This window comes from Mycobacterium palustre (assembly GCF_002101785.1).
Classification (GTDB): domain Bacteria; phylum Actinomycetota; class Actinomycetes; order Mycobacteriales; family Mycobacteriaceae; genus Mycobacterium; species Mycobacterium palustre.
In genome coordinates this window covers 45,233-66,542 of record NZ_LQPJ01000091.1, presented here as the reverse complement: position 1 = coordinate 66,542, position 21,310 = coordinate 45,233, and the positions used below count along the sequence as shown (strand labels likewise).

General features: G+C 69.7%; 19 protein-coding genes and 2 pseudogenes. 11 read left to right on the top strand and 10 right to left on the bottom strand.

The window, feature by feature from the left end; all coding sequences use genetic code 11:
• Position 1 precedes the first annotated feature (1 nt).
• The 5 genes from AWC19_RS10290 (at position 2) to AWC19_RS10270 (ending at position 3,748) form a co-directional block, all read left to right on the top strand.
• The gene (locus tag AWC19_RS10290; protein ID WP_085077949.1) at positions 2 to 628 is read left to right on the top strand and encodes a PaaI family thioesterase; all 627 of its coding nucleotides are present in this window, start codon (positions 2 to 4) and stop codon (positions 626 to 628) included.
• Positions 625 to 1,485 carry a TIGR03619 family F420-dependent LLM class oxidoreductase gene (locus AWC19_RS10285; RefSeq protein WP_085077948.1) on the top strand — a complete coding sequence of 287 codons (861 nt, stop codon included), beginning with the start codon at positions 625 to 627 and terminating at the stop codon, positions 1,483 to 1,485. Before AWC19_RS10290 ends, AWC19_RS10285 begins: the two co-directional genes overlap by 4 nt.
• A 10-nt stretch (positions 1,486 to 1,495) precedes the next feature.
• Positions 1,496 to 1,714, top strand: coding sequence for a hypothetical protein (locus AWC19_RS10280; RefSeq protein ID WP_085077947.1), 219 nt, complete (start codon positions 1,496 to 1,498; stop codon positions 1,712 to 1,714).
• Positions 1,715 to 1,796: 82 nt separating this feature from the next.
• Positions 1,797 to 3,236 carry a serine/threonine-protein kinase gene (locus AWC19_RS10275; RefSeq protein WP_085077946.1) on the top strand — a complete coding sequence of 480 codons (1,440 nt, stop codon included), beginning with the start codon at positions 1,797 to 1,799 and terminating at the stop codon, positions 3,234 to 3,236.
• Positions 3,233 to 3,748 carry a hypothetical protein gene (locus tag AWC19_RS10270; protein ID WP_085077945.1) on the top strand — a complete coding sequence of 172 codons (516 nt, stop codon included), beginning with the start codon at positions 3,233 to 3,235 and terminating at the stop codon, positions 3,746 to 3,748. The genes AWC19_RS10275 and AWC19_RS10270 overlap by 4 nt, the downstream gene beginning before the upstream one ends.
• Before the next feature lie 80 nt (positions 3,749 to 3,828).
• Here AWC19_RS10270 and glnA read toward each other — a convergent pair whose 3' ends face one another.
• Entirely contained in the window at positions 3,829 to 5,265 is a 1,437-nt protein-coding gene (glnA, locus tag AWC19_RS10265) for a type I glutamate--ammonia ligase (protein ID WP_085077944.1), read from the bottom strand.
• Between the two features lie 247 nt (positions 5,266 to 5,512).
• Between glnA and AWC19_RS10260 the strand changes: the two genes are divergently transcribed.
• Positions 5,513 to 5,944 (top strand): RDD family protein, encoded by a 432-nt coding sequence (locus AWC19_RS10260; protein ID WP_085077943.1) that lies wholly within the window; start codon positions 5,513 to 5,515, stop codon positions 5,942 to 5,944.
• A gap of 285 nt (positions 5,945 to 6,229) precedes the next feature.
• On the opposite strand, the pseudogene AWC19_RS30505 reads toward AWC19_RS10260, so the two are convergent.
• The 6 genes and pseudogenes from AWC19_RS30505 to sucB all read right to left on the bottom strand — a co-directional run.
• Positions 6,230 to 6,436, bottom strand: a pseudogene (locus tag AWC19_RS30505) (nucleotidyltransferase domain-containing protein); the annotation flags it as partial.
• Between the two features lie 170 nt (positions 6,437 to 6,606).
• Positions 6,607 to 7,359 (bottom strand): DUF4191 domain-containing protein, encoded by a 753-nt coding sequence (locus AWC19_RS10245; protein WP_085077942.1) that lies wholly within the window; start codon positions 7,357 to 7,359, stop codon positions 6,607 to 6,609.
• Positions 7,360 to 7,390: 31 nt separating this feature from the next.
• The gene (lipA, locus tag AWC19_RS10240; protein ID WP_085077941.1) at positions 7,391 to 8,323 is read right to left on the bottom strand and encodes a lipoyl synthase; all 933 of its coding nucleotides are present in this window, start codon (positions 8,321 to 8,323) and stop codon (positions 7,391 to 7,393) included.
• Entirely contained in the window at positions 8,320 to 9,021 is a 702-nt protein-coding gene (gene lipB, locus AWC19_RS10235) for a lipoyl(octanoyl) transferase LipB (protein ID WP_085077940.1), read from the bottom strand. The genes lipA and lipB overlap by 4 nt, the downstream gene beginning before the upstream one ends.
• Positions 9,022 to 9,068: 47 nt before the next feature.
• Complete coding sequence (locus AWC19_RS10230; RefSeq protein WP_085077939.1) at positions 9,069 to 9,980, bottom strand: TIGR01777 family oxidoreductase; 912 nt, start codon at positions 9,978 to 9,980, stop codon at positions 9,069 to 9,071.
• A gap of 15 nt (positions 9,981 to 9,995) precedes the next feature.
• On the bottom strand, positions 9,996 to 11,783 hold the full coding sequence (gene sucB, locus AWC19_RS10225) for a 2-oxoglutarate dehydrogenase, E2 component, dihydrolipoamide succinyltransferase (protein WP_085077938.1): 1,788 nt from the start codon (positions 11,781 to 11,783) through the stop codon (positions 9,996 to 9,998).
• Positions 11,784 to 11,954: 171 nt separating this feature from the next.
• On the opposite strand from sucB, the gene AWC19_RS10220 reads away from it, so the two are divergent.
• Positions 11,955 to 13,727, top strand: coding sequence for an SDR family oxidoreductase (locus AWC19_RS10220; RefSeq protein WP_085077937.1), 1,773 nt, complete (start codon positions 11,955 to 11,957; stop codon positions 13,725 to 13,727).
• Between the two features lie 18 nt (positions 13,728 to 13,745).
• On the opposite strand, the gene AWC19_RS10215 is transcribed toward AWC19_RS10220, so the two are convergent.
• Positions 13,746 to 14,087: an aminopeptidase gene (locus tag AWC19_RS10215; RefSeq protein ID WP_085077936.1), complete on the bottom strand. Its 342-nt coding sequence runs from the start codon at positions 14,085 to 14,087 to the stop codon at positions 13,746 to 13,748.
• A gap of 146 nt (positions 14,088 to 14,233) precedes the next feature.
• Between AWC19_RS10215 and AWC19_RS10210 the strand changes: the two genes are divergently transcribed.
• The gene (locus AWC19_RS10210; protein WP_211284893.1) at positions 14,234 to 14,701 is read left to right on the top strand and encodes an SRPBCC family protein; all 468 of its coding nucleotides are present in this window, start codon (positions 14,234 to 14,236) and stop codon (positions 14,699 to 14,701) included.
• Between the two features lie 3 nt (positions 14,702 to 14,704).
• Positions 14,705 to 16,298: pseudogene (locus tag AWC19_RS10205) on the top strand (phytoene desaturase family protein).
• Between the two features lie 10 nt (positions 16,299 to 16,308).
• Here AWC19_RS10205 and AWC19_RS10200 read toward each other — a convergent pair.
• Both AWC19_RS10200 and AWC19_RS10195 read right to left on the bottom strand, forming a co-directional pair.
• On the bottom strand, positions 16,309 to 17,868 hold the full coding sequence (locus AWC19_RS10200; RefSeq protein WP_085077935.1) for a leucyl aminopeptidase: 1,560 nt from the start codon (positions 17,866 to 17,868) through the stop codon (positions 16,309 to 16,311).
• 11 nt (positions 17,869 to 17,879) lie between these two features.
• Positions 17,880 to 19,004, bottom strand: a complete 1,125-nt coding sequence (locus AWC19_RS10195) for an adenylate/guanylate cyclase domain-containing protein (protein WP_085077934.1) — start codon at positions 19,002 to 19,004, stop codon at positions 17,880 to 17,882.
• A gap of 44 nt (positions 19,005 to 19,048) precedes the next feature.
• On the opposite strand from AWC19_RS10195, the gene gcvT reads away from it, so the two are divergent.
• Both gcvT and AWC19_RS10185 read left to right on the top strand, forming a co-directional pair.
• Positions 19,049 to 20,146 (top strand): glycine cleavage system aminomethyltransferase GcvT, encoded by a 1,098-nt coding sequence (gene gcvT, locus AWC19_RS10190; RefSeq protein ID WP_085077933.1) that lies wholly within the window; start codon positions 19,049 to 19,051, stop codon positions 20,144 to 20,146.
• 55 nt (positions 20,147 to 20,201) lie between these two features.
• Positions 20,202 to 21,308, top strand: coding sequence for a branched-chain amino acid aminotransferase (locus tag AWC19_RS10185; protein WP_085077932.1), 1,107 nt, complete (start codon positions 20,202 to 20,204; stop codon positions 21,306 to 21,308).
• The last annotated feature ends 2 nt before the right edge of the window (positions 21,309 to 21,310 follow it).

Here is a 21,310-nt window from a genome sequence, read left to right as displayed (position 1 = left end):
GTTGGAAGCCACGTTTGAGGTGTTAAGCGAAGAGGAGCTCGACCGGGTCACGTCGACCTATGCGCCGCTGGCCGAGGCGGTCCGCGAGCTCATCGACGCCACCATCCGCACCCAGGCTGACGACGAGCTCGTCGCGCAGGCGCGCATCGCGATTCGGGCGGCCACCGCATCGTTGCTGAGCCAGGGCACCCGGCCCGCCGGGGTGAGCTACCGCGTCGACGACCGCCCGGTGCCGTTGGGGAACGCCGTGATCGGCCAGTGCAACCCGATCGCCCCGCCGGTGGTGGTTAACCACGAGGGCGGCGGCCGGTGCTGGAGCGAGTTCGTGCTGGGCGCGGCCTACGAGGGCCCGCCCGGCCTGGTCCACGGCGGCGTCAGCGCCCTGGTGCTCGACCACATGCTCGGCGAGGCGGCCAGTGTCGGCATGACCAAGCCGCTGTTCACCGGGACCATCACCATCAAGTACCTGCGCGGCACGCCGCTGGGGCCGCTGCGCTCCGAGGCGTGGGTCGAACGCGCCGAGGGCGTCAAAGCCTATGCGCGGGGCAACATTTCCGACTCCGCCGGGGTGACCGTCGAGGCCGAAGGGGTGTTCGTCATGCCGGCGTGGGCGCGGGAATCCGAATGAAGTTCTACGTCAGCAGCGCATTTCTGAACACCCGGGAGATCGTCGAAATCGCCAGGGCCGCCGACGAACTCGGCTACGACGGCATCGGGATACCCGACCACGTCGTCAACCTCGAAACCCTGGACACGCCGTACCCGTACACCAAAGACGGGCAACGGCGTTGGCAGCCGTTCACGGACTGGCCCGACCCCTGGGTGCTCGTCGGCGCGCTGGCGCAGGTGACCGCCCGGCTGCGGTTCGTCACCACCGTATACATCCCCGCCATGCGCAACCCCTACTCGGCGGCCAAAGCCATTGGCACCGCGGCGGTCCTGGCGTCGGGCCGGGTGGAGCTCGGCATCGGCGTCGGCTGGTGCCGGGAGGAATTCGCGTTGATGGGCGAGCGGTTCGACGCCCGCGGCAAACGCACCGACGAGATCATCGAGCTGATGCGGGCGCTCTGGAGCCCGGGCTGGACGGAGTTCGACGGCCAGTTCTACCCGACCCCGCGGCTGGAGATGCAGCCGACGCCGCCGCCCATCCCCGTCTACGTCGGCGGGCTCAGCGAGGCGGCGCTGCGGCGCGCGGCCCGCAACGACGGCTGGATCGGTGACCTGATCAAGACCGACCGGGCCATCGAGGCGGTGGGCCGGCTGCGCGAGCTGCGAACCGAAAACGGTTTGGGCCTAGACGATTTCGCCATCTTGACGCCACTGACCGACGCCGTCACCACCGCGGACTACCGCCGCGCCGCCGACGCCGGTATCACCGGCATCATCACCATGCCGTGGATGTTCTACGCCGGACCGGACGCCACGCTCGACGACAAGATCGACGGCATGCGGCGGTTCCGCAAGGACCTTGCGCTCGACGGTTAAGCTTTTACGCGTGGCTTTTACGGTTGTTTTCAGCAACGGCGAACCGCGCGACTACGGCGCGTTCGACAGCTACGAGGTGACCGACGCCGGCGTGCTGATCATCAACATGCACCGCGAGGACGTCGAGCGCCATTACGTCGCGCCCGGCGGCTGGCTGGAGGTGGTCGAGATGGCCGAGGGCCAGCCGGTCAGGATGACGCGCGGGATCCTGGGGCGTCGGCCTAACTGAGCGCACCGGCATCTACGCCTCCGCCGGGCCCGGCGAATTTCTGTGACGTGCGGACCTTTCGGCGGCGACTAATATTCGGCGCATGCCACTGGCGAGCGGGGCGACTTTTGCTGGTTACACGATTCAACGACTGCTCGGCGTCGGGGGGATGGGCGAGGTTTACCTGGCGCAGCATCCCAGGCTGCCGAGGCAGGACGCACTGAAGATCCTGCCCGCATCGTTGACCGACGACCGGGAGTTTCGCGAGCGGTTCAATCGAGAAGCCGACCTGGCGGCAACTTTGCGGCATCCCAACATCGTGGGCCTGCACGATCGCGGCGAGTACGACGGGCAACTTTGGATCGCGATGGATTACGTCGACGGCACCGACGCGGTGCGATTGCTGCGCGAGCATCATCCGAATGGGCTCGCCGAACCGGACGCGCTCGAGATCGTCACCGCCGTCGCCGACGCGCTCGACTATGCCCACCAGCGCAAGCTGTTGCATCGCGACGTCAAACCGGCGAACATCCTGCTCACCGGAGCCAACGGGGAACGACGACGAACCTTGTTAGCTGACTTCGGTATTGCCCGGCGAACTGACGACATCAGCGGCCTGACGGCGACCAACATGACCATCGGCTCGGTCGGGTATGCGGCCCCCGAACAACTCATGGGCGGATCGATGGACGGCAGAGCCGATCAATACGCCTTGGGCGCCAGCGCTTTCCACCTGCTAGCCGGTGTGCCGCCGTTCCGGGATTCCAACCCCGCGGTCGTCGTCAGCAAGCATCTGAACGCACCCCCGCCACGGCTGGCCGCATTTCGCCCCGAGTTGGCACATCTAGACCCGGTGTTGTCGAGAGCGCTGGCGAAGAATCCCGCGGAACGCTACCCGCGATGCCTTGACTTTGCGCGCGCGCTCAGCGACCGCATCGCCGCCGTGGGTGCTTACCACGGCGCGACCCGTCCGGAGTACACCCGGCCCGTTTGGTCGCCGATGCCTGCGGCGTGGGGCCCGGGCGCGCCGCCTGCCTCGCCGAAGCGGCCCGCTGTGCGCGCGGCGACGGTCATACCGATCCTCTTCCTGGCCGTACTGCTTTGCGGCTCGGCGGCTTTCGCGGTCACCGAGGTCCTACGCCCGAATCCACGGCCATCGACCGCCGCGCCGCAGTGGCAGCCTTACCTCGACTACGCGAAACAGTTCGCCGTGTCGCTCACCAGCCTCAGCGCTCAATCGGTGGACGGCGATATCCAGCGCATCCTGGACGGATCGACGGGGTCGTTTCATGACGACTTTGCAAGTAAAAGCGCGGACTTCAGGCAGACGGTCGTCGCTTCGAACGTAACGACCCAGGGCACCGTCAACAGCGCCGGCCTGAGCTCGATAAGCGGCACGACGGCTCACGTTCTGGTGGCCGCGACGTCGAAAGTCACCAACAACGCTGGAGCGTCGCAAGAACCGAGAAGCTGGCGGTTGGAGATCCAAGTCGAAAAGGTCGGCGACGCGTACAAGGCTTCCAAGGTGGAGTTCGTGCAATGACCGCGGCAACGCTGCGGCGCGTGGTGTGGTGGGCTCTTGTGTTCGTGCTGAGCGCCGCCGCTTTGGCCGGTGCGACGCTGGGCAGTTGGGAATTCGCGCTCAAGAGCCGGCAATTGCCACCGGTCGCCGACCAGCCCGCCGAGAGGCAAGCGGTCACACAGGCCGCGAGCACCGGCACCACGAAGCTGTTGACCTATTCACCGGAGACTCTTGAACACGACTTCAGCGAAGCCGCGGCGATGCTCACCGGCGACTTCCTCACTTACTACAAGCAATTCACCACTCAGGTCGTTACGCCGGCCGCGCGGGAGAAGCGCGTCACCACCACAGCCACCGTTCTTCGCGCCGGCGTCGAGTCCCTAACCAGCCAAAACGCCGCCGTCCTGGTCTTCGTCAATCAAACCACGACCAGCACGGACAAGCCGTCGCCCTCGACCGCGTCGAGCTCGGTGCGGGTAGGCCTGGCCAAGGTGGACGATAAGTGGCTCATCGCGAAGTTCGATCCGCAATGAGCCGGGCCGCGACACCGCGACGGTGAAGACGAAACCGCCCGCCCGGCAAGCAAACCGGGCGGGCGGCGTCGCCTGACGACTTACACGTCGAAGTACAGCGAGAACTCGTACGGGTGCGGCCGGATCTGGACCGGCAGAATTTCGTTCTCGCGCTTGAAGCTGATCCACGTTTCGATCAGGTCGGGCGTGAAAACGCCGCCCTCGGTGAGGTATTCGTGGTCCTCTTCCAGGCGGTCGATCACCGCGGACAGCTGGGTGGGCGCCTGCGGGATGTTGGCGGCCTCTTCGGGCGGCAGCTCGTAGAGGTCCTTGTCGACCGGCGCCTGCGGCTCGATCTTGTTCTTGATGCCGTCCAGGCCGGCCATCAGCATGGCCGAGAACGCCAGGTACGGGTTGCCCGACGAGTCGGGGCAACGGAACTCGAGCCGCTTGGCCTTCGGGTTGCTGCCCGTGATCGGGATGCGCACACACGCCGAACGGTTGCGCTGGCTGTACACCAGGTTGATCGGCGCCTCGAAGCCGGGAACCAGGCGCTTGTAGGAGTTCACCGTCGGGTTGGTGAACGCCAGCAGCGACGGCGCGTGGTGCAGCAGGCCGCCGATGTAGTGGCGCGCGGTGTCCGACAGACCGGCGTAGCCCGTCTCGTCGTACATCAACGGGCTGCCGTCCTTCCACAGCGACTGGTGGGTGTGCATCCCGGAGCCGTTGTCACCGAACAGCGGCTTGGGCATGAAGGTGACGGTCTTGCCGGCCTGCCAGGCGGTGTTCTTGACGATGTACTTGTACAACTGCATGTCGTCGGCCGCGTGCAGCAACGTGTTGAACTTGTAGTTGATCTCGGCCTGCCCGCCGCTGCCCACCTCGTGGTGGCCCTTCTCCAGGCTGAAACCCGACGCGATCAGGTTGTGCAGCATCCGGTTGCGCAGGTCGACGTAGTGGTCGACGGGGGCAACGGGGAAGTACCCGCCCTTGGGGCGGACCTTGTAGCCGCGGTTGGGGCTGCCGTCGCTCTCGTTGGGCTCGCCGGTGTTCCACCACCCCGAGATGGCGTCCACCTCGTAGAACGAGCCGTTGGTGCGCGAGTCGAAGCTCACCGAGTCGAAGATGTAGAACTCGGCCTCGGCGCCGAAGTACGCGGTGTCGGCGACGCCGGTGCTGATCAGGTAGTTCTCCGCCTTGCGGGCGATGTTGCGGGGGTCGCGCGAGTAGGGCTCGAGGGTGAACGGGTCGTGCACGAAGAAGTTCATGTTCAGCGTCTTGGCTTCGGTGAACAGATCAATGCGCGCCGTCTGGGGATCGGGCAGGAGCAGCATGTCGGATTCGTGGATCGACTGGAAGCCGCGAATCGACGAGCCGTCGAATGCCAAGCCGTCCTCGAAAACGCTTTCGTCGAAGAACGACGCCGGAATCGTGAAGTGCTGCATGATGCCAGGCAGGTCACAGAACCGGACGTCGACAAACTCGACGTCTTCGTCCTTGACGAGTTTGAAGACGTCGTCGGGCGTCATTTCCGTCACAGGGTGCTCCTTTACTTGGTAATCCGCGGCCTGACGCTATGGAGCCCATGTTGCCCGTCAGTCAACCCGATGTTGCGCAGAGGTTACGTGACCACGCTTCCCGCGTCGGATCCCGGGTTGCTGGCGGGTTCTATTGTGGGGCCATGGACGGCAAGATCGTATCTGGTCCGGGGCACCCGCGCACCGACTGGCCCCGGCGGCGCATCGAGCCGGCGGCGCGTGCCGGTCGGGCCGGCAGAACCGGCCGATGACCGGGGGTTTGCCGGAGTCGCGATCGACCTATCCCGGCGAGCGGCTCGGGTTGCCGGAAAGCGGGTCCGGCTCGCTGGCGTCGACGGGCCGCCGGCTGGCCGCGCTGATGATCGATTGGCTGATCTGCTACGGCCTGGCCGCGCTGGCCATGGCGTTGGGCGCCTACTCCGAGCGGACGCTGGCCACCGCGGTGCTGCTGATCTGGCTGGTGCTCGGCGTGGTGGCGGTGCGGCTGTTCAGCTTCACCCCGGGGCAGCTGGCGCTGGGGCTGCAGGTGGCGGCCGTCGACGGGCGTTTGCCGGTCGGGATCGGCCGGCTGGTGTTGCGGGGGCTGCTGGTCGCGGCCGTCATCCCGGCGTTGTTCACCGACTCGGATGGCCGTGGCATCCACGATCGGCTGAGCGGGACCGCAGTGCTGAGGCGCTAGATCCGCCGCAGCCTGGGAGATCTGGGGCAAGGCCGAACTTAACCCGCCTTCACCGATCGGGTCGCTGGCTTTTTCCTCTGTCCGGCCTGACTTGCTGACGCCAGCCCGCTTGGCCGCCTCGACTAGATGAGAAGCGGCGCGGTTCATCTTTCTGCACTCGGCGGTGGACAGGGCTTGGTGGGCGTGCGTCGCCTTATTCTTCAAGCCCAGCAGGGGTGCTCAGGTATTTTTGGGATTGCCTGTCCGCCGTTTGCAGCAGAGTGACGGCATCGCGGTGGATCCCGCTCGACGAGTGAATGCCGAGCCGAACACCGCAGCGTACTTGAGCGCCTCGCCCCACCCGCCCAGGTGCGCTTCCAGGCGGTCCAGAAACGTTGCGGTCAGCCGCGACAGTGCCAGGATCGGCTCTGCCGCAAGATGTTCGGTGTGGAGTCGGTGGGTGTTGGTCTTACCGACCCGATCATGGAGTACCACACCCTGGGCAGTGAGGCGGATGTCGGATCGCCTGCAAAGTGAAAGAAGGCACAGACGGGGTCCCCCGAAACCGACCGCACTCGGTCGGTGCCGCTGTGGGATCGCTACGTGAATTTGGCGCCGAATTTGAGCCGCCGCCCGGCCCTGGCGATGCTGAGAGTTGGCGGCGCCCGGCCTCGCCGCGTCCGTTACCGGCGGCGCACCGTGCGCTGCACCCCGCGCATCTTGCCCGCGTTGGGCAGCGGCCCCTTGGGCAGGACGCCGGCCCCGGCGCGCGAGCTCAGCGCCGCCAGCCGCGATTCGAGGGTGTCGATCTGCTTGACGGTGATGTTGTGCGGCAGGCGGTTGAGGTGGCGCTCCAGCTTGGCCAGGGGAACCTCGCCCTCGTCGTTGCCGACGATGATGTCGTAGATCGGCGCTTCGCCGACCAGGCGGGCGGTGCGCTTCTTCTCTTGGGCCAGCAGCGGTTTGACCCGGGTAGCCGATCCCTCGCCGACCAGGATGACGCCGGGGCGGCCGAGCACCCGGTGCACCGCGTCGAAGTGACCGGTCGCGGCGACGCCGGGGGTCACCCGCCACTTGCCGCGCATGTTGTCCAGCACCCACGCCGCGGCGCCGGCCTGGCCTTCGGCCTTGCTGAAGACCGATCGCTGGGCGCGCCGGGTGAAAATGATGAAGGTGACCAGGCCGCCCAGCAGCACGCCGAGCGGGATGATCGTGATCATGGTCAGCCCGCCGGCCCACAGCGCCACGGCCACCGAGATGCCCACGATCAGCACGAAGGCGCCGATCATGTACGGCAACAGCCGCTTGTCCTCTTGACGCTGCATGTTGAAGGCCTGCCACAGCTGGGCGCGGCGCTCCCGCGCGGCGGCCTTGCGGGCGGCCTTCGCCTGTGCCGCGGCGGCCTTGTTCTCAGCGGTGGTGCGGGGTTTAGCCATAGTCACCAAGAATACGTATGCGCGACTGCGGCTACCCCGCCGCGGCGCGGCTGCGGGCGGCCTGCTCGTAGAGCCGCCCGGCCCGGTACGACGATCGCACCAGCGGCCCGGCCAGCACGCCGGAAAAGCCCAGCCCCTCGGCGTGGCGGGCGAACTCGACGAACTCCTCGGGCCGCACCCACCGTTCGACGGGGTGGTGGCGCGCCGAGGGGCGCAGGTACTGGGTGATGGTCACGATGTCGCAGCCCGCGTCGTGCAGGTCGGCCAGCGCGGTGCGCACCTCGTCGGGGTTCTCGCCCATGCCGAGGATGAGGTTGCTCTTGGTGACCAGCCCGAACTCGCGCGCCGCGGTCAGCACGCCCAGGCTGCGCTGGTAGGTGAAGGCGGGCCGGATCCGCTTGAAGATGCGGGGCACGGTTTCGACGTTGTGCGCCAACACTTCCGGGCGCGACTCGAAGACCTCGGCGAGCCGGGCGGGCGCGCCGTTGAAGTCGGGGATCAACAGTTCGACGCCGGTCGACGGGTTGAGCTCTTTGATGGCGCGCACGGTCTCCGCGTACAGCCATGCCCCGCCGTCGGGCAGGTCGTCGCGGGCGACGCCGGTGACCGTGGCGTAGCGCAGCCCCATCGTGCGCACGCTCTCGGCGACCCGGCGCGGCTCGTCCCGGTCGAGCTCGGCGGGCTTTCCCGTGTCGATCTGGCAGAAGTCGCAGCGACGGGTGCACTGGTCGCCGCCGATCAGGAAGGTGGCCTCGCGGTCCTCCCAGCACTCGAAGATGTTGGGGCAGCCGGCCTCTTCGCACACCGTGTGCAAGCCTTCCCGGCGGACCAGGCTCTTCAACTCGGTGTACTCCGGACCCATCCGGGCCCGGGTCTTGATCCACGGCGGCTTGCGCTCGATCGGCGTTTGGGCGTTGCGCGCCTCCAGGCGCAGCAGTTTGCGGCCTTCGGGAGCGACAGTCACATCGTCGATGCTACGCGGGCGGCCTCGTGATGGTCCCGGACCGGCAGGACGCCGTCCAGCGCGTCGCACACCGCGGCCGCGACGGCCGCGCGGACGTCGTCGACGGTGATGGCGCGGTGCAGCTCGGCCGACAGCGACGTCACCCCGGCGTCGCTGATGCCGCACGGCACGATGGCGCCGAACGCCCCCAGATCGCAGTCACAGTTGAGCGCGAACCCGTGCAGTGTGGTGGCGCGCGACACCCGCACCCCGATGGCGGCCACCTTGCGCGCCGGCCGCCCGCCACCGCCCGGCACCCACACCCCCGAGCGGCCGTCCACCCGGATCGTGCCCAGGCCCAGATCGGCGCACACCTTGATCAGCGATTCCTCAAGGCGCCGAACGTAATTCACCACGTCGAGCGGCTCGGCCAGCCCGATGATCGGGTAACCGACCAGCTGGCCGGGGCCGTGCCAGGTGATCTTGCCGCCGCGGTCGGTGTCGACCACGGGCGTGCCGTCCACCGGGCGCTCGTGCGGCTCGGTGCGCCGCCCGGCGGTGTAGACCGCCGGGTGCTGCAGCAGCAGCAGCGTGTCGGGCCCGCCGGCGACCCGGGCGTCGGCGAGGTCGCGCTGCAGCCGCCAGGCGGTGCGGTATTCGACGGTGTCCAGCTGGCGCACGTCGATCGCGGTGGGTTGCGACCGGATGGAGTCACTCACTTCGCCGACGCTACTCGCGTGACACCCGCCATGGTCGGTGCCGGGGGTCAGTCGGGGTCGTGGCGGGAGGTGGCGTACTCGAGCGCCTCGCCAATCGTGTTGTGGTGGAACTGGAAACCGGCGCGCTCGAGCGCCGACGGGATGGCGCGCTGACCGATGAGCAGTCCCTCGTCGGCGAACTCTCCGAGCGCGGCGCGCACCGCGAACCCGGGCAGCATCCACGGGGTCGGGCGGTTCACGGCGCGCCCGAACGCGGTGGTGAACTCGGCGTTGGTGACCGGCGCGGGCCCGGTCAGGTTCACCGGGCCCGACAGCGAGGGGTGTGAGATCGCGAACAGCAGCGCGCGCACCTCGTCTTCGAGGCTGATCCACGACATGTATTGGCGGCCGCTGCCCAGTCGGGCGCCCAGGCCGGACGAAAACAGCGGCCGCAGCCGGCGCAGCGCGCCGCCCGAGCGGGCCAGCACCAGGCCGGTGCGGGCCAGCACCACTCGGGCCCCGGCGTACTGGGCGGGCAGCGTGGCGGCCTCCCAGTCCTCGCACAGCTGGGCCAGGAAACCGCTTCCCGCCCTGGCGTTTTCGTCGACGACGCGGTCCTTGGTGTTGCCGTAGTAGCCGACGGCGCTGGCGTTGACCAGTGTTTCGACGCCGGCCTCGGCGACGGCGTTGGCCAGCACCTCGGTGGGGCCGATGCGGCTGTCGCGCAGGCTTTGCTTGAACGCGCCCGACCACCGGCGCTGGCCGACGTTGACGCCACACAGGTTGACGACGGCGTCGACGTCGGCCAGCGCGTCGGGATCGAACTCGCCGCTTTCGGGATTCCAGTGCAATTCCTCGGCATTCGCCGGCGTGCGCCGCACGATGCGCAGCACCCGGTGGTCGGCGGCCCGCAGCGCCGCGGCCAAGGCCGAGCCGATCAGGCCGGACGAGCCGGCAATGGCGATGGCCGCCTTCGGCACTGTTGTCTAATCCCCCTAAAACCCCAAGTCGGCCTCGAACGCTCCCTCTTCGAGCCGGTGCTTGATCGTGGTGAGGAAACGTCCGGCGTCGGCGCCGTCGATCAGACGGTGGTCGTAGGTGAGCGGCAGGTAGCACACCGAGCGGACCCCGATGGATTCGTTGCCGAATTCGTCGACCACCACGCGCGGCCGTTTGACGATCGCCCCGGTGCCCAGCATGGCGGCCTGCGGCGGCACCAGGATCGGGGTGTCGAACAACGCGCCCTGGCTGCCGATGTTGGTGATCGTGAACGTGCCGCCGGACAGCTCGTCGGGCTTGAGGTTGCCGGACCGGGCGCGTTCGGCGATGTCGGCGATCGCCCGGGCCAGCCCCGCCAGCGACAGGTCACCGGCGTTGTGCACGACGGGGGAGAGCAGGCCCTGCTCGGTGTCCACCGCGAAGCCGAGGTGCTCGGCGTCGTAGTAGGTGATCTCCTTGGTTTCCTCGTTGTAGCTGGCGTTGATGTTGGGGTGGATCTTGAGGGCGTCGATGACCGCGCGGGCGATGAACGGCAGGAAGGTCAGGTTCACCCCCTCGCGTTCGGCGAACGCGGCCTTGGCCTTGGCCCGCAACGCCACGATCTTGGTCATGTCGACTTCGTGGGTCTGGGTGAGCTGGGCCGTGGCCTGCAGCGACTCGCGGGTCTTGGCCGCGGTGATCTGACGGATCCGGCTGGCCTTCTGGGTGGTGCCGCGCAGGTGGGCCAACGCGGGCGCCGGAGTCGGCGCGGGCCGGGGAGCGGCCTTACCGCCGTCGACCGTTGGCGCCGCGGCGGCCGGCGCCGGTGCCGGCGGCGCCTTCTTCTGCTCGGCCGCGGCGAGCACGTCCTGCTTGCGGATGCGACCACCCACCCCGGTGCCCTTGACCTGGGCGAGGTCGATGTTGTTCTCGGCGGCCAGCTTTCGCACCAGCGGGGTGACGTACGGCGCCCCGTCGGGCCCCGATTCGGCCGCCGGTCGGGCCGGGGCGGGCTCGGCCTTCGGCGCGGGCGCGGGCTCGGCCGTGGGCTGGGGCTTCGGCTCCGGCCTGGGCTCCGGGGCGGGCCCGGCGGCCGGTTCGGGCTTGGGTTCCGGTTTCGGTTCCGGCTTGGCCTCGGGCTGGGCTGCCGGCGTGGGAGCCGGCGGCGCGCCGGCCTGCGAACCGGCGCCGATGCGGGCCAACTCGCCGCCGACCGGCACGGTGGCGTCTTCCTCGGCGGTGATGCTGAGCAGGACGCCGGCGACCGGGGACGGGATCTCGGTGTCCACCTTGTCGGTGGACACCTCCACCAGCGCCTCGTCGACCTGGACCGAATCCCCGACCTTCTTTAGCCAGCGGGTCACAGTGCCCTCGGCCACCGACTCACCCAGCTCGGGCATCAGCACCGGCTGCCCGTCACCGGAATCGCCACCCCCCGAGGCCTGCGGCGCCGCCGGTTCGGGCTCGGGCTGAGCCTGGGCCTCGGGTTCCGGCTGCTCCTGGGGTCCCGGTTGGCTGGGCGGCTCGGACTGGCTCGGGGCTTCCGGCTGGCCCCGCGGCTCTTCCCCGGCGTCCCCGATGACGGCCAGGTCGCCGCCGACCTCGACGGTGTCGTCCTCTTGGGCGATGATCTTGGTCAGCACACCCGCGGCGGGGGACGGGATTTCGGTGTCGACCTTGTCGGTGGACACCTCGACGAGCGGCTCGTCGAGTTCGACCGTGTCGCCTTCCTGCTTGAGCCAGCGCGTGACCGTCCCCTCGGTGACGCTCTCACCGAGTGCCGGCATCTGGACGGAGAAGGGCATCTCTTTTGACTCCTCGATCGCTCGTGGGTCGGGGCGGGTCGAACAATCCAAAACTATCCTGTCACTGCGCGTCTGTCGGCACGCATCCAGGGCGGACCGTCTCGGGCCGCCATCCCGGCCGGATCGTGCTTGCTACGGTGTGGCCACTGCAAGCTCGTGCGCGGAGGTTCGATGCCGGCAACACCACAGGCACCCCAGCGGTTCGTTGACAGCACCGACGGCGCCCGCATCGCGGTATACGAAGAGGGCGATCCCGACGGCCCGACCGTCGTCCTGGTGCACGGGTTCCCCGACTCGCACGTGCTCTGGGACGGGGTGGTGCCGCTGCTGGCCGAGCGGTTCCGGATCGTCCGCTACGACAACCGCGGCGTCGGCATGTCGTCGGTGCCCAAGCCGGTGTCCGCCTACACCATGGCCCGGTTCGCCGACGACTTCCAGGCGGTGATCTCCGAGCTGAGCCCCGGCCGGCCGGTGCACGTGCTGGGCCACGACTGGGGTTCGGTCGGGGTGTGGGAATACCTCACCCGCCCCGGCGCCGGCGACCGGGTCGCGTCGTTCACGTCGGTGTCGGGCCCGAGCCAGGACCACCTCGTCGACTACATTCTCGGCGGCCTGCGCCGGCCCTGGCGCCCCCGGAGGTTCGCCCGGGCCCTGAGCCAGGCGCTGCGGCTGAGCTACATGGTGTTGTTCTCGATCCCGGTGCTGGCGCCGCTGGCGCTGCGACTGGCGTTGTCGGTGGCGCCGGTGCGCCGCGCCATCGTCGGCCACGTCCCCGACGACAACATCCATCACTCCGCGCAATTGGCCCGGGACGCCGCCCATTCGGTAAAGACCTATCCCGCCAACTACTTTCGCTCGTTCTCCCGCAAGCGCCCGATCCACGTCGTCGACGTGCCGGTGCAGCTCATCGTCAACACCAAAGACCCCTATGTGCGGCCCCACGGCTACGACGTCACGCCGCGCTGGGTGCCGCGGCTGTGGCGCCGCGACATCAGGGCGGGCCACTTCTCCCCGATGTCACACCCGCAGGTGATGGCGGCCGCGGTACACGACTTCGCCGACCTGGTTGAGGGCAAGCGGCCAAGCCGTGCGATGTTGCGCGCCGAGGTGGGGCGGCCGCGCGGACAGTTCGGCGACACCCTGGTGGCCGTGACCGGCGCCGGCAGCGGCATCGGCCGCGAGACCGCCTACGCGTTCGCCCGCGCCGGTGCCGAGCTGGTGGTCAGCGACGTCAACGAGGCCACCGTCAAGGAGACCGCGGCCGAGATCGTCGCCCGCGGCGGCGTGGCGCACCCGTACGTGCTCGACGTGTCCGACGGCGAGGCGGTCGAGGCGTTCGCCGAACGGATCAGCGCCGAACACGGCGTGCCCGACATCGTCGTCAACAACGCCGGCGTCGGCCACGCCGGCGGATTCCTCGACACCCCGGCCGAGGAGTTCGACCGGGTGATCGACATCAACCTGGGCGGCGTGGTCAACGGCTGCCGGTCGTTCGGCCGGCGCCTGGTCGAGCGCGGCACCGGCGGCCACATCGTCAACGTGGCGTCGATGGCCGCCTACGTCCCGCTGCAGTCGCTGAGCGCGTACTGCACCTCCAAGGCCGCGACCTACATGTTCTCGGATTGCCTGCGCGCCGAGCTCGACGCCGCGGGCGTCGGGCTGACCACGATCTGCCCCGGCGTCATCAACACCAACATCATCAACACCACCCGGTTCTACGCCCCCGCGGGCAAGAGCGAGACGGTCGACGGCCGGCGGGGCCAGCTGGGCCGGTTGTTCGCGCTGCGCCACTACGGCCCGGACAAGGTCGCCGCGGCGATCCTGTCGTCGGTCAGCAAGAACAAGCCGATCCGGCCCGTCGCGCCGGAGGCGTATGCCGTCTACGGGGTTTCCCGCGTGGCGCCGCAGGCGCTGCGCAGCACCGCGCGGATCAAGGTGATCTGAGCCGCCGCCAGGGCGCCGCTAAACCGCTCGGGACCCGGTCGTTCGCCGCACCACCAGGGCGCCGCCGATCGCCAGCACCCCGATGACCGCCAGCGGGATGGTCCACGACCGCCGGGTGCCGACCGACGATTGGCACTGCGCCACGAAGTCGGTGTGCGGGATGACCTGGTTCAGGACCGGAATGTTCGAGCCGTTCTTCTCGTTGGCGCTGCGCGCACTCGACAAGTCCGTGGCGATCCCGTTTCCGCACGAAACGGACGTGCCGTTGTTGTCCGATACCGACACCGGCACCAGCAACCCGATCACGCCGGCCAGCAAGAGCACGGCGCCCACCGCGATGATCAACCGTCGGACAGTCACTGTTTGCCTCCTGTCGAATGCCAATGGTGTGACACCGTAGTAACCACCGGCCACGCCCCCTAAACCCGCGCCGCCCGGGGCGGAGGCATGGTTTTGGCCCGCCGGGGTATCCGTAGGCGTCAGGCCGGTGCGAAAGGATTCTTCAAATGACGGCGATCGAAAAGATGGCCGCGGTCCGCGAGGTGCGGGCGTCGCGACAACAAGTCTGGGACGCGATGGCAAACGGATGGACGTATGCGCAATGGGTGGTGGGCAACAGCCGGACCCGCGCGGTCGACCCGAATTGGCCGCAGCCGGGTTCGGCCATCAAGCACTCCATCGGGGTGTGGCCGTTGGTGATCAGCGACCAGACGACGGTCGAAAGTTGCACCCGCGGTGAGGAACTCGTCCTGCGGGCGGGCCTCGGGTGGTTCGGAGAGGCGCGGATCACGTTGCGGCTCAGTGACATTGCCGACGGTGGCTGCCGGATCGAAATGATCGAGGTGCCGGTCGAGGGGCCGATCAAGCTCATTCCCAACCAGCTGGCTTTGGCCGCCGCGCATCCGCGCAACCGCGAATGCCTGTTGCGGTTGACCGCGCTCGCCGAACGCCTCGAGCCGAGCCAGGTCAAATAGGACATGGCCACCGAGACGGCCGACGCCGTCGTCATCGGGGCCGGACACCACGGGCTCGTCGCCGCCTCGATGCTGGCCGACGCGGGCTGGGACGTGCTGGTGCTCGAGGCGCAGCCCGAGCCGGGCGGTGCGGTGCGCAGCGCCGAGCTGACCCCCGGATACGTCACCGACCTGTTCAGCTCCTTTTACCCGATGACGGTGGCCTCCCCGGCGATGAGGGCGATGGCGCTGGAGGATCACGGGCTGCGGTGGTCGCACGCGCCGGTGGTGGTGGGTCACCCGCGCGGCGCGGCCGACGACGACCCGCCCGTCATCTACCGCGACCCGGCCCGCACCGCAACGGAATTGGCGCGCCGCGAGGCCGCCGACGGCGACAACTGGTGGCGCGTGGTGGAGCTGTGGAACAAGATCAAGGCGCCGTTGCTCGACGCCATGCTGGCGCCGTTTCCGCCGGTGGGCCCGATGTTGCGGCTGCTGCTCAAGCTCGGCACGGGCGACGCGGTTCGGCTGGCGCGGCTGTTGGTGCAGCCGGCCAACACCTTGGCCAGGCAGTTGTTCGTCGGCGACGGTCCCCGAGTGCTGTTGCTGGGCAACGCGATGCACACCGACGTCCCCCCGGACGCGCCCGTCAGCGGCGCGATGGGCTTCCTGATGACGATGCTGGCGCAGGACCACGGCTGGCCGGTGCCCGTCGGCGGCTCGGGACAGCTGACGGCCGCGCTGGTGCGTCGCGCCCGCTCGGCCGGCGCGCGAATCGAGTGCAACCACAACGTGTCCCGCGTGCTGGTGCACGGGGGGGCGGGCGGTCGGCGTGACGACGAGCGGGGGCCGCACGGTGCGGGCGCGGCGGGCGATCGTGGCCGACGTGAGCGCGCCGCGGCTATTTTGCGACATGCTGCCCGCCGATTGCGTTCCGGCGGGCATGCGCCGCGAGTTGCAGCACTACGAGTGGGACCCGCCGGTGGTCAAGGTCAACTACGCGCTGAACGGGCCCATCCCGTGGCGGGCGGAAACCCTGCGCAAGGTGGGCACCGTGCACTTGGGCGCCGACGCCGACGGGCTGGTGCGCTGGATGGCCGACCTGAACACCCGCGTGGTGCCCCACAACCCGTTCATGCTGCTCGGCCAGACCACCACCGCGGACCCGAGCAGGTCACCGGCGGGCACCGAAAGCGTCTGGGCCTACACCCATTTGCCGCGCTACGTCGCCGACGACGCATCGGCCGAGCAGCTGGCCAAGTCGGTGGACCAGGTGATCGAGGACCACGCTCCCGGCTTCGGTGCGGCGGTGGCCGACCGGTTCGTGCAACGCCCGTCGGACCTGGAGGCCAGCGACGCCAACCTGCACCTGGGCGCCCTCAACGGCGGGACCGCGCAGCTGCAACAGATGCTGGTCTTCCGCCCGGCCCCGGGGCTGGGGCGCGCCGAAACCCCGGTCGAGGGGCTGTATCTGGGCAGCGCGTCGGCCTCGCCGGGAGGCTCGGTGCACGGCGCCTGCGGGCGCAACGCGGCCAACGCCGCGCTGGCCGCCGCCGGCGTCGGCGGCTGGCCGCGCCGCAAGCTGAGCCGGGCCGTGATCTCGCTGCTGACGCGGTGACGCTCGGCGGTCAGCCGTTCGCGGCGATGTCTTCGAGCACGGCGAACATGGTCCGGGTGGGCACGCCGCTGGCGCCCTTGGGCGTGTAACCCCACGGGCTTCCGGTGTTGTAGGCGGGGCCGGCGACGTCGATGTGCGCCCATTCGACCCCGTCGGCGACGAACTCGCGCAGGAACACCCCGGCCACCAGCATGCCGGCGAAGCGCTGATTGCTGACGTTGGCCAGGTCGGCCACCGTGGACTTCAGGTCCTCCTTGAGCTCGTCGGGCAGCGGCATCGGCCACCCGTTCTCGCCCACCCGCTGCGAGATCGCGGCCACCCGGTCGCGGAACTCGTCGCTGCCCATCACCCCCGGTATCCGGGCGCCCAGCGCCACCGTCTGCGCGCCGGTCAGCGTGGAGGTCTCGATCAGGTAGTCCGGGTTGTCCTCGCAGGCCCGCACGATGGCGTCGGCCAGGATCAGCCGGCCCTCGGCGTCGGTGTTGAGCACCTCGACCGTGGTGCCGCCGTACTGGGTCAGCACGTCGCCGGGGCGCTGCGCCGTCGCGGACGGCATGTTCTCGGCGATCGGGACGGTGGCGATCACGTCGATGGGCAGCCTTGTCTGCGCGGCCAGCGCGACGGTCGCGATCACCGCGGCGGCGCCGGCCATGTCGGAGGTCATGCAGTGCATCGACGCGGCCGGCTTGATCGAGATGCCGCCGGTGTCGAACGTGACGCCCTTGCCGATCAACGCCACCCGCTTCGCGTGCTTGGGCTTCTTGGCCAGCCGCGAGCCCCGGTGGGTCAGCCGCACCAGACGCGGCGGGCGCGACGATCCCTGGCCGACGCCGATGATCCCGCCGTAGCCGCCCTTCTGCAGCGCCTTCTCGTCGAGCACCTCGACCTCGAGCCCGACGGATTCGCCCAATTCCTTTGCACGCCTTGCTAATTCGGCGGGAAACAGGTGGCTTGGGGGAGTGTTGACGAGGTCACGCGCGGTGGCGACCGCCGTCGCCACGGCCGCGCCGTGGGCGGCTTCGTCCTTGGCCTGCTTGGCTCGCCCGGTTTCGGAGGCCAGCACGGTGATCCGGCGCAGCCCCTTGTCTTTGGGGGCGGTCTTGTCGGTGCGGAACTCGGTGAACCGGTAGCTGCCCAGGATCAGACCCTCCACGGCGGCCGAGCGCGCGCCGTCGCCGGGCAGCTCGCCGAGCGTGGTGATCACCGCCTCGGCGCCGCCCAGCGACCGCGCCGCCACGCCGGCCGCCCGACGCACGGTGTCGGCCGGCCACTCGGATCGCGGCTTGCCCAGGCCGATCGTCAGGACGCTGGCCACGGGCAGCGACGGCACCACCAACCGGTGCACCTGTTCGCTGCCGCCGGTGGCCTCCAGCGCGCGCAGGGCCGCCTCGATCTCGCCGACCGCCTCGGCGGGCAAGAACGGTTCGGCCGCCGCCACGGCGGCGCCCGGCCGGTCGTCGTCGCCGGTCGAGACGACCGGCACCAGCAAGACCGCGCCGCCCGCGCCGCGTTTCGGCAGCGAGGTGGCGACGTTGACGATGGGGGATTGGTAGCCAGGTTCGGTGGTCACGGCAAACCACCCTAGTCACCGGGTGCGCCGTCGGTGCCCTCTCGGTCACCGACGTGCAGGTCGAAGGCGGCGACGGGGTCGTCAAACCCCTTGAGCGTCAACGGTGCCTGGCCGCGCGCGGGCCAGTCGGGCAACGCGTCGCGGACCTCGGCCGCCGCCAGGATCTGGCCGGGTGCCGCGGCCGCCACCAGCCGGGCGGCCAGGTTGACCGGGATGCCGAAGTAGTCGCCGTTGATGGCCAGCACCGCGCCGTGCGCCAGGCCGGCGCGCACGTGCAGGCCCGCCTCGCGCGCCCGCGGGTGGTCGACGAGGTCGAGCGCGGCCCTGGCGAGCCGCTCGGGCGACGACGACACCCACATCACGGCGTCGCCGATGAACTTCACCACCCGCCCGCCGGCGCGGTGCACGACATCGGCGACGGTGGCGCCGAACTCGGTGAGCAGGTTCGACAGCTCCGCGGGCGTGAGCGCCTGGGTCAACGCGGTGAAGCTGGACAGGTCGGCGAAACCGACGCCGCACACCACGGTCGCCGACGTGCCGAGCAGCACGCCCTCGAAATAGGTTCGGGCGCTGGTCAAGTGGTGGCGGTGCACCACGTCGATCAAAGACCCGAGGCGGGGGATGAACTCGGCGACCGAGCGGTAGGCCTGCGCCGTGGCGAGCTCGTCGTGGGTGTAGTTCATCTGGATGTCCGGCGTGCCGGCGCGGATCAACGTCCCCTCGGCCTCGGCCAGGCGGGCCATCGCGGCGCCGAGCACGCGCAGCAGGCCGTGTGCGCCGTCCTCGCCCACCACCGCCTTGAGGCTGACCCACGTCGACAGCGCGTCGACGTCGGCCTGGCTGAGCGCCGGAACGTCGGGGCCGGCGACCGTCAGGCCCAGCAAGGCCCAGGCGTGCGCCACGTCCTCGGCCGACAAACCGAGTTGGTCGGCGGCGGCCTGCAGCGTGTAGACCGGGCGTCCGGACCAGGCCAGGACGTCGCCGGCAAGCCCGAACAGCCGCCCGCGGCGTTCGGCCTCGGCCATCTCGTCGACGGTGAAGCCCAGCCCGATTAGGTACTTGATCAGGTCGGCCCGCTCGCGCGGGTTGGCGATTCCCGCGGCTCGTAGCTCGTCGAAGTCGAGCGGATCGGACACCTACCCAAGTGTGCCAGCCGCGGCGACGATTAGGGTCAGTCGTCGTGACCGATGACCTGCAGCACGGGCCGCTGGAAGACCGCCACCGCGACCTGGGCGCCAACTTCGCCGAGTTCAGCGGCTGGCTGATGCCGGTGTCCTATGCCGGCACCGTCAGCGAGCACAACGCCACCCGCAACGCGGTCGGCCTCTTCGACGTCAGCCACCTCGGCAAGGCGTTGGTCCGCGGGCCCGGCGCGGCGCGGTTCGTCAACTCCGCGCTCACCAACGACCTGGGCCGCATCGGCCCGGGCAAGGCCCAATACACGTTGTGCTGCACCGAATCCGGCGGCGTGATCGACGACCTGATCGCCTACTACGTCGCCGACGACGAGATCTTCTTGGTGCCCAACGCCGCCAACACCACCGCGGTGGTCGAGGCGTTGCGGGCGGCCGCCCCGGACGCCTTGGCGATCACCAACGAGCATCGCTCGTATGCGGTGCTGGCCGTGCAGGGCCCGCGGTCGGCCGACGTGCTCGGCGTCCTGGGCCTGCCGACCGGCATGGACTACATGGGCTACGCCGACGCCTCGTATCGGGGGGTGCCGGTGCGCGTGTGCCGCACCGGATACACCGGCGAGCACGGCTACGAGCTGCTGCCGCCGTGGGACTCGGCGGGGGTGGTGTTCGACGCGCTGATGGTGGCGGTGACCGAGGCCGGGGGCGAGCCCGCGGGCCTGGGCGCCCGCGACACGTTGCGCACCGAGATGGGCTATCCCCTGCACGGGCACGAGCTTTCGCTGGACATCTCGCCGCTGCAGGCCCGGTGCGGCTGGGCGGTCGGCTGGAAGAAGGAGGCGTTCTTCGGCCGCGACGCGCTGCTTGCCGAGAAGCAGGCGGGGCCGCGGCGGCTGTTGCGCGGGCTGCGCATGGTGGGCCGCGGGGTGCTGCGCCCGGGGCTGACGGTGCTCGCCGGCGACACACCGGTGGGCGTCACCACGTCGGGCACGTTCTCGCCGACGCTGCAGGCCGGCATCGCGCTGGCGCTCATCGACAGCGACGCCGGGATCGACGACGGCGACCGCGTCACCGTCGACGTCCGCGGCCGCGCCGCCGAGTGCGAGGTGGTCCGCCCGCCCTTCGTCGCGGTGAAAACGCGTTAGCCGCCACCGGTTCACGTGGGAAAAACCCGGTGACATCCGGATATACAATCGGCCCATGACCAGCGGCTCACCCGAGTTCACTGTTCAGCGCGTGTCTAATCCGGCTACCGACGCTGAACGTGAATCAATCCTGGCCGAGCCCGGTTTCGGCAAGTACTTCACCGACCACATGGTGTCCATCGACTACGCCGAGGGCCGGGGTTGGCACAACGCCCGCGTCATCCCGTACGGCCCGATCCAGCTGGACCCTTCGGCGATCGTGCTGCACTACGCGCAAGGGGTGTTCGAAGGCCTCAAGGCCTACCGCTGGGCCGACGGCTCGATCGTGTCGTTCCGCGCCGACGCCAACGCCGCCCGGTTGCGGTCGTCGGCGCGGCGGCTCGCGATACCCGAACTGCCGGAAAACCTGTTCATCGAGTCCCTTCGCCAGCTCGTCGCCGTCGACAAGGCGTGGGTGCCGCCCGCGGGCGGCGAGGAGTCGCTGTACTTGCGGCCCTTCGTCTTTGCCACCGAGCCCGGTCTCGGCGTGCGGCCCGCCAAGCAGTACCGCTACCTGCTGATCGCCTCGCCGGCCGGCGCCTACTTCAAGGGCGGCATCAACCCGGTCACGGTGTGGGTGTCGACGGAGTACGTGCGGGCCAGCCCGGGCGGCACCGGCGCGGCCAAGTTCGGCGGCAACTACGCTGCCTCGCTGCTGGCGCAGGCGCAGGCCGCCGAAAACGGTTGCGAGCAAGTGGTATGGCTGGACGCCGTCGAACGCCGCTTCGTCGAAGAGATGGGCGGGATGAACCTGTTCTTCGTGCTCGGCAGCGGCGGCACGGCGCGGCTGGTCACCCCGGAGCTGTCCGGCTCGCTGCTGCCCGGCATCACGCGGGATTCCCTGCTGCAGTTGGCCATTGACGCCGGATTCTCCGTCGAGGAACGCAAGATCGACATCGACGAGTGGCAGAAGAAGGCCGCCGCGGGGGAGATCACCGAGGTGTTCGCCTGCGGCACCGCCGCGGTGATCACCCCGATCGCGCGGGTGAAGTACGGCGACGCCGAGTTCACCATCGCCGACGGGCAACCGGGCGAGGTGAGCATGGCGCTGCGCGACACCCTGACCGGCATCCAGCGGGGCACCTTCGCCGACACCCACGGCTGGATGGCCCGCCTGGGCTGAAC

What these genes read in the sequence shown, in the direction of transcription:
- AWC19_RS10285 (WP_085077948.1), top strand. Translation starts at nt 625, where the DNA reads ATGAAGTTCTACGTCAGCAGCGCATTTCTGAACACCCGGGAGATCGTC.
- AWC19_RS10275 (WP_085077946.1), top strand. Translation starts at nt 1,797, where the DNA reads ATGCCACTGGCGAGCGGGGCGACTTTTGCTGGTTACACGATTCAACGA.
- AWC19_RS10270 (WP_085077945.1), top strand. Translation starts at nt 3,233, where the DNA reads ATGACCGCGGCAACGCTGCGGCGCGTGGTGTGGTGGGCTCTTGTGTTC.
- AWC19_RS10260 (WP_085077943.1), top strand. Translation starts at nt 5,513, where the DNA reads ATGACCGGGGGTTTGCCGGAGTCGCGATCGACCTATCCCGGCGAGCGG.
- AWC19_RS10245 (WP_085077942.1), bottom strand. Translation starts at nt 7,359, where the DNA reads ATGGCTAAACCCCGCACCACCGCTGAGAACAAGGCCGCCGCGGCACAG.
- sucB (WP_085077938.1), bottom strand. Translation starts at nt 11,783, where the DNA reads ATGCCCTTCTCCGTCCAGATGCCGGCACTCGGTGAGAGCGTCACCGAG.
- AWC19_RS10220 (WP_085077937.1), top strand. Translation starts at nt 11,955, where the DNA reads ATGCCGGCAACACCACAGGCACCCCAGCGGTTCGTTGACAGCACCGAC.
- AWC19_RS10210 (WP_211284893.1), top strand. Translation starts at nt 14,234, where the DNA reads ATGACGGCGATCGAAAAGATGGCCGCGGTCCGCGAGGTGCGGGCGTCG.
- AWC19_RS10185 (WP_085077932.1), top strand. Translation starts at nt 20,202, where the DNA reads ATGACCAGCGGCTCACCCGAGTTCACTGTTCAGCGCGTGTCTAATCCG.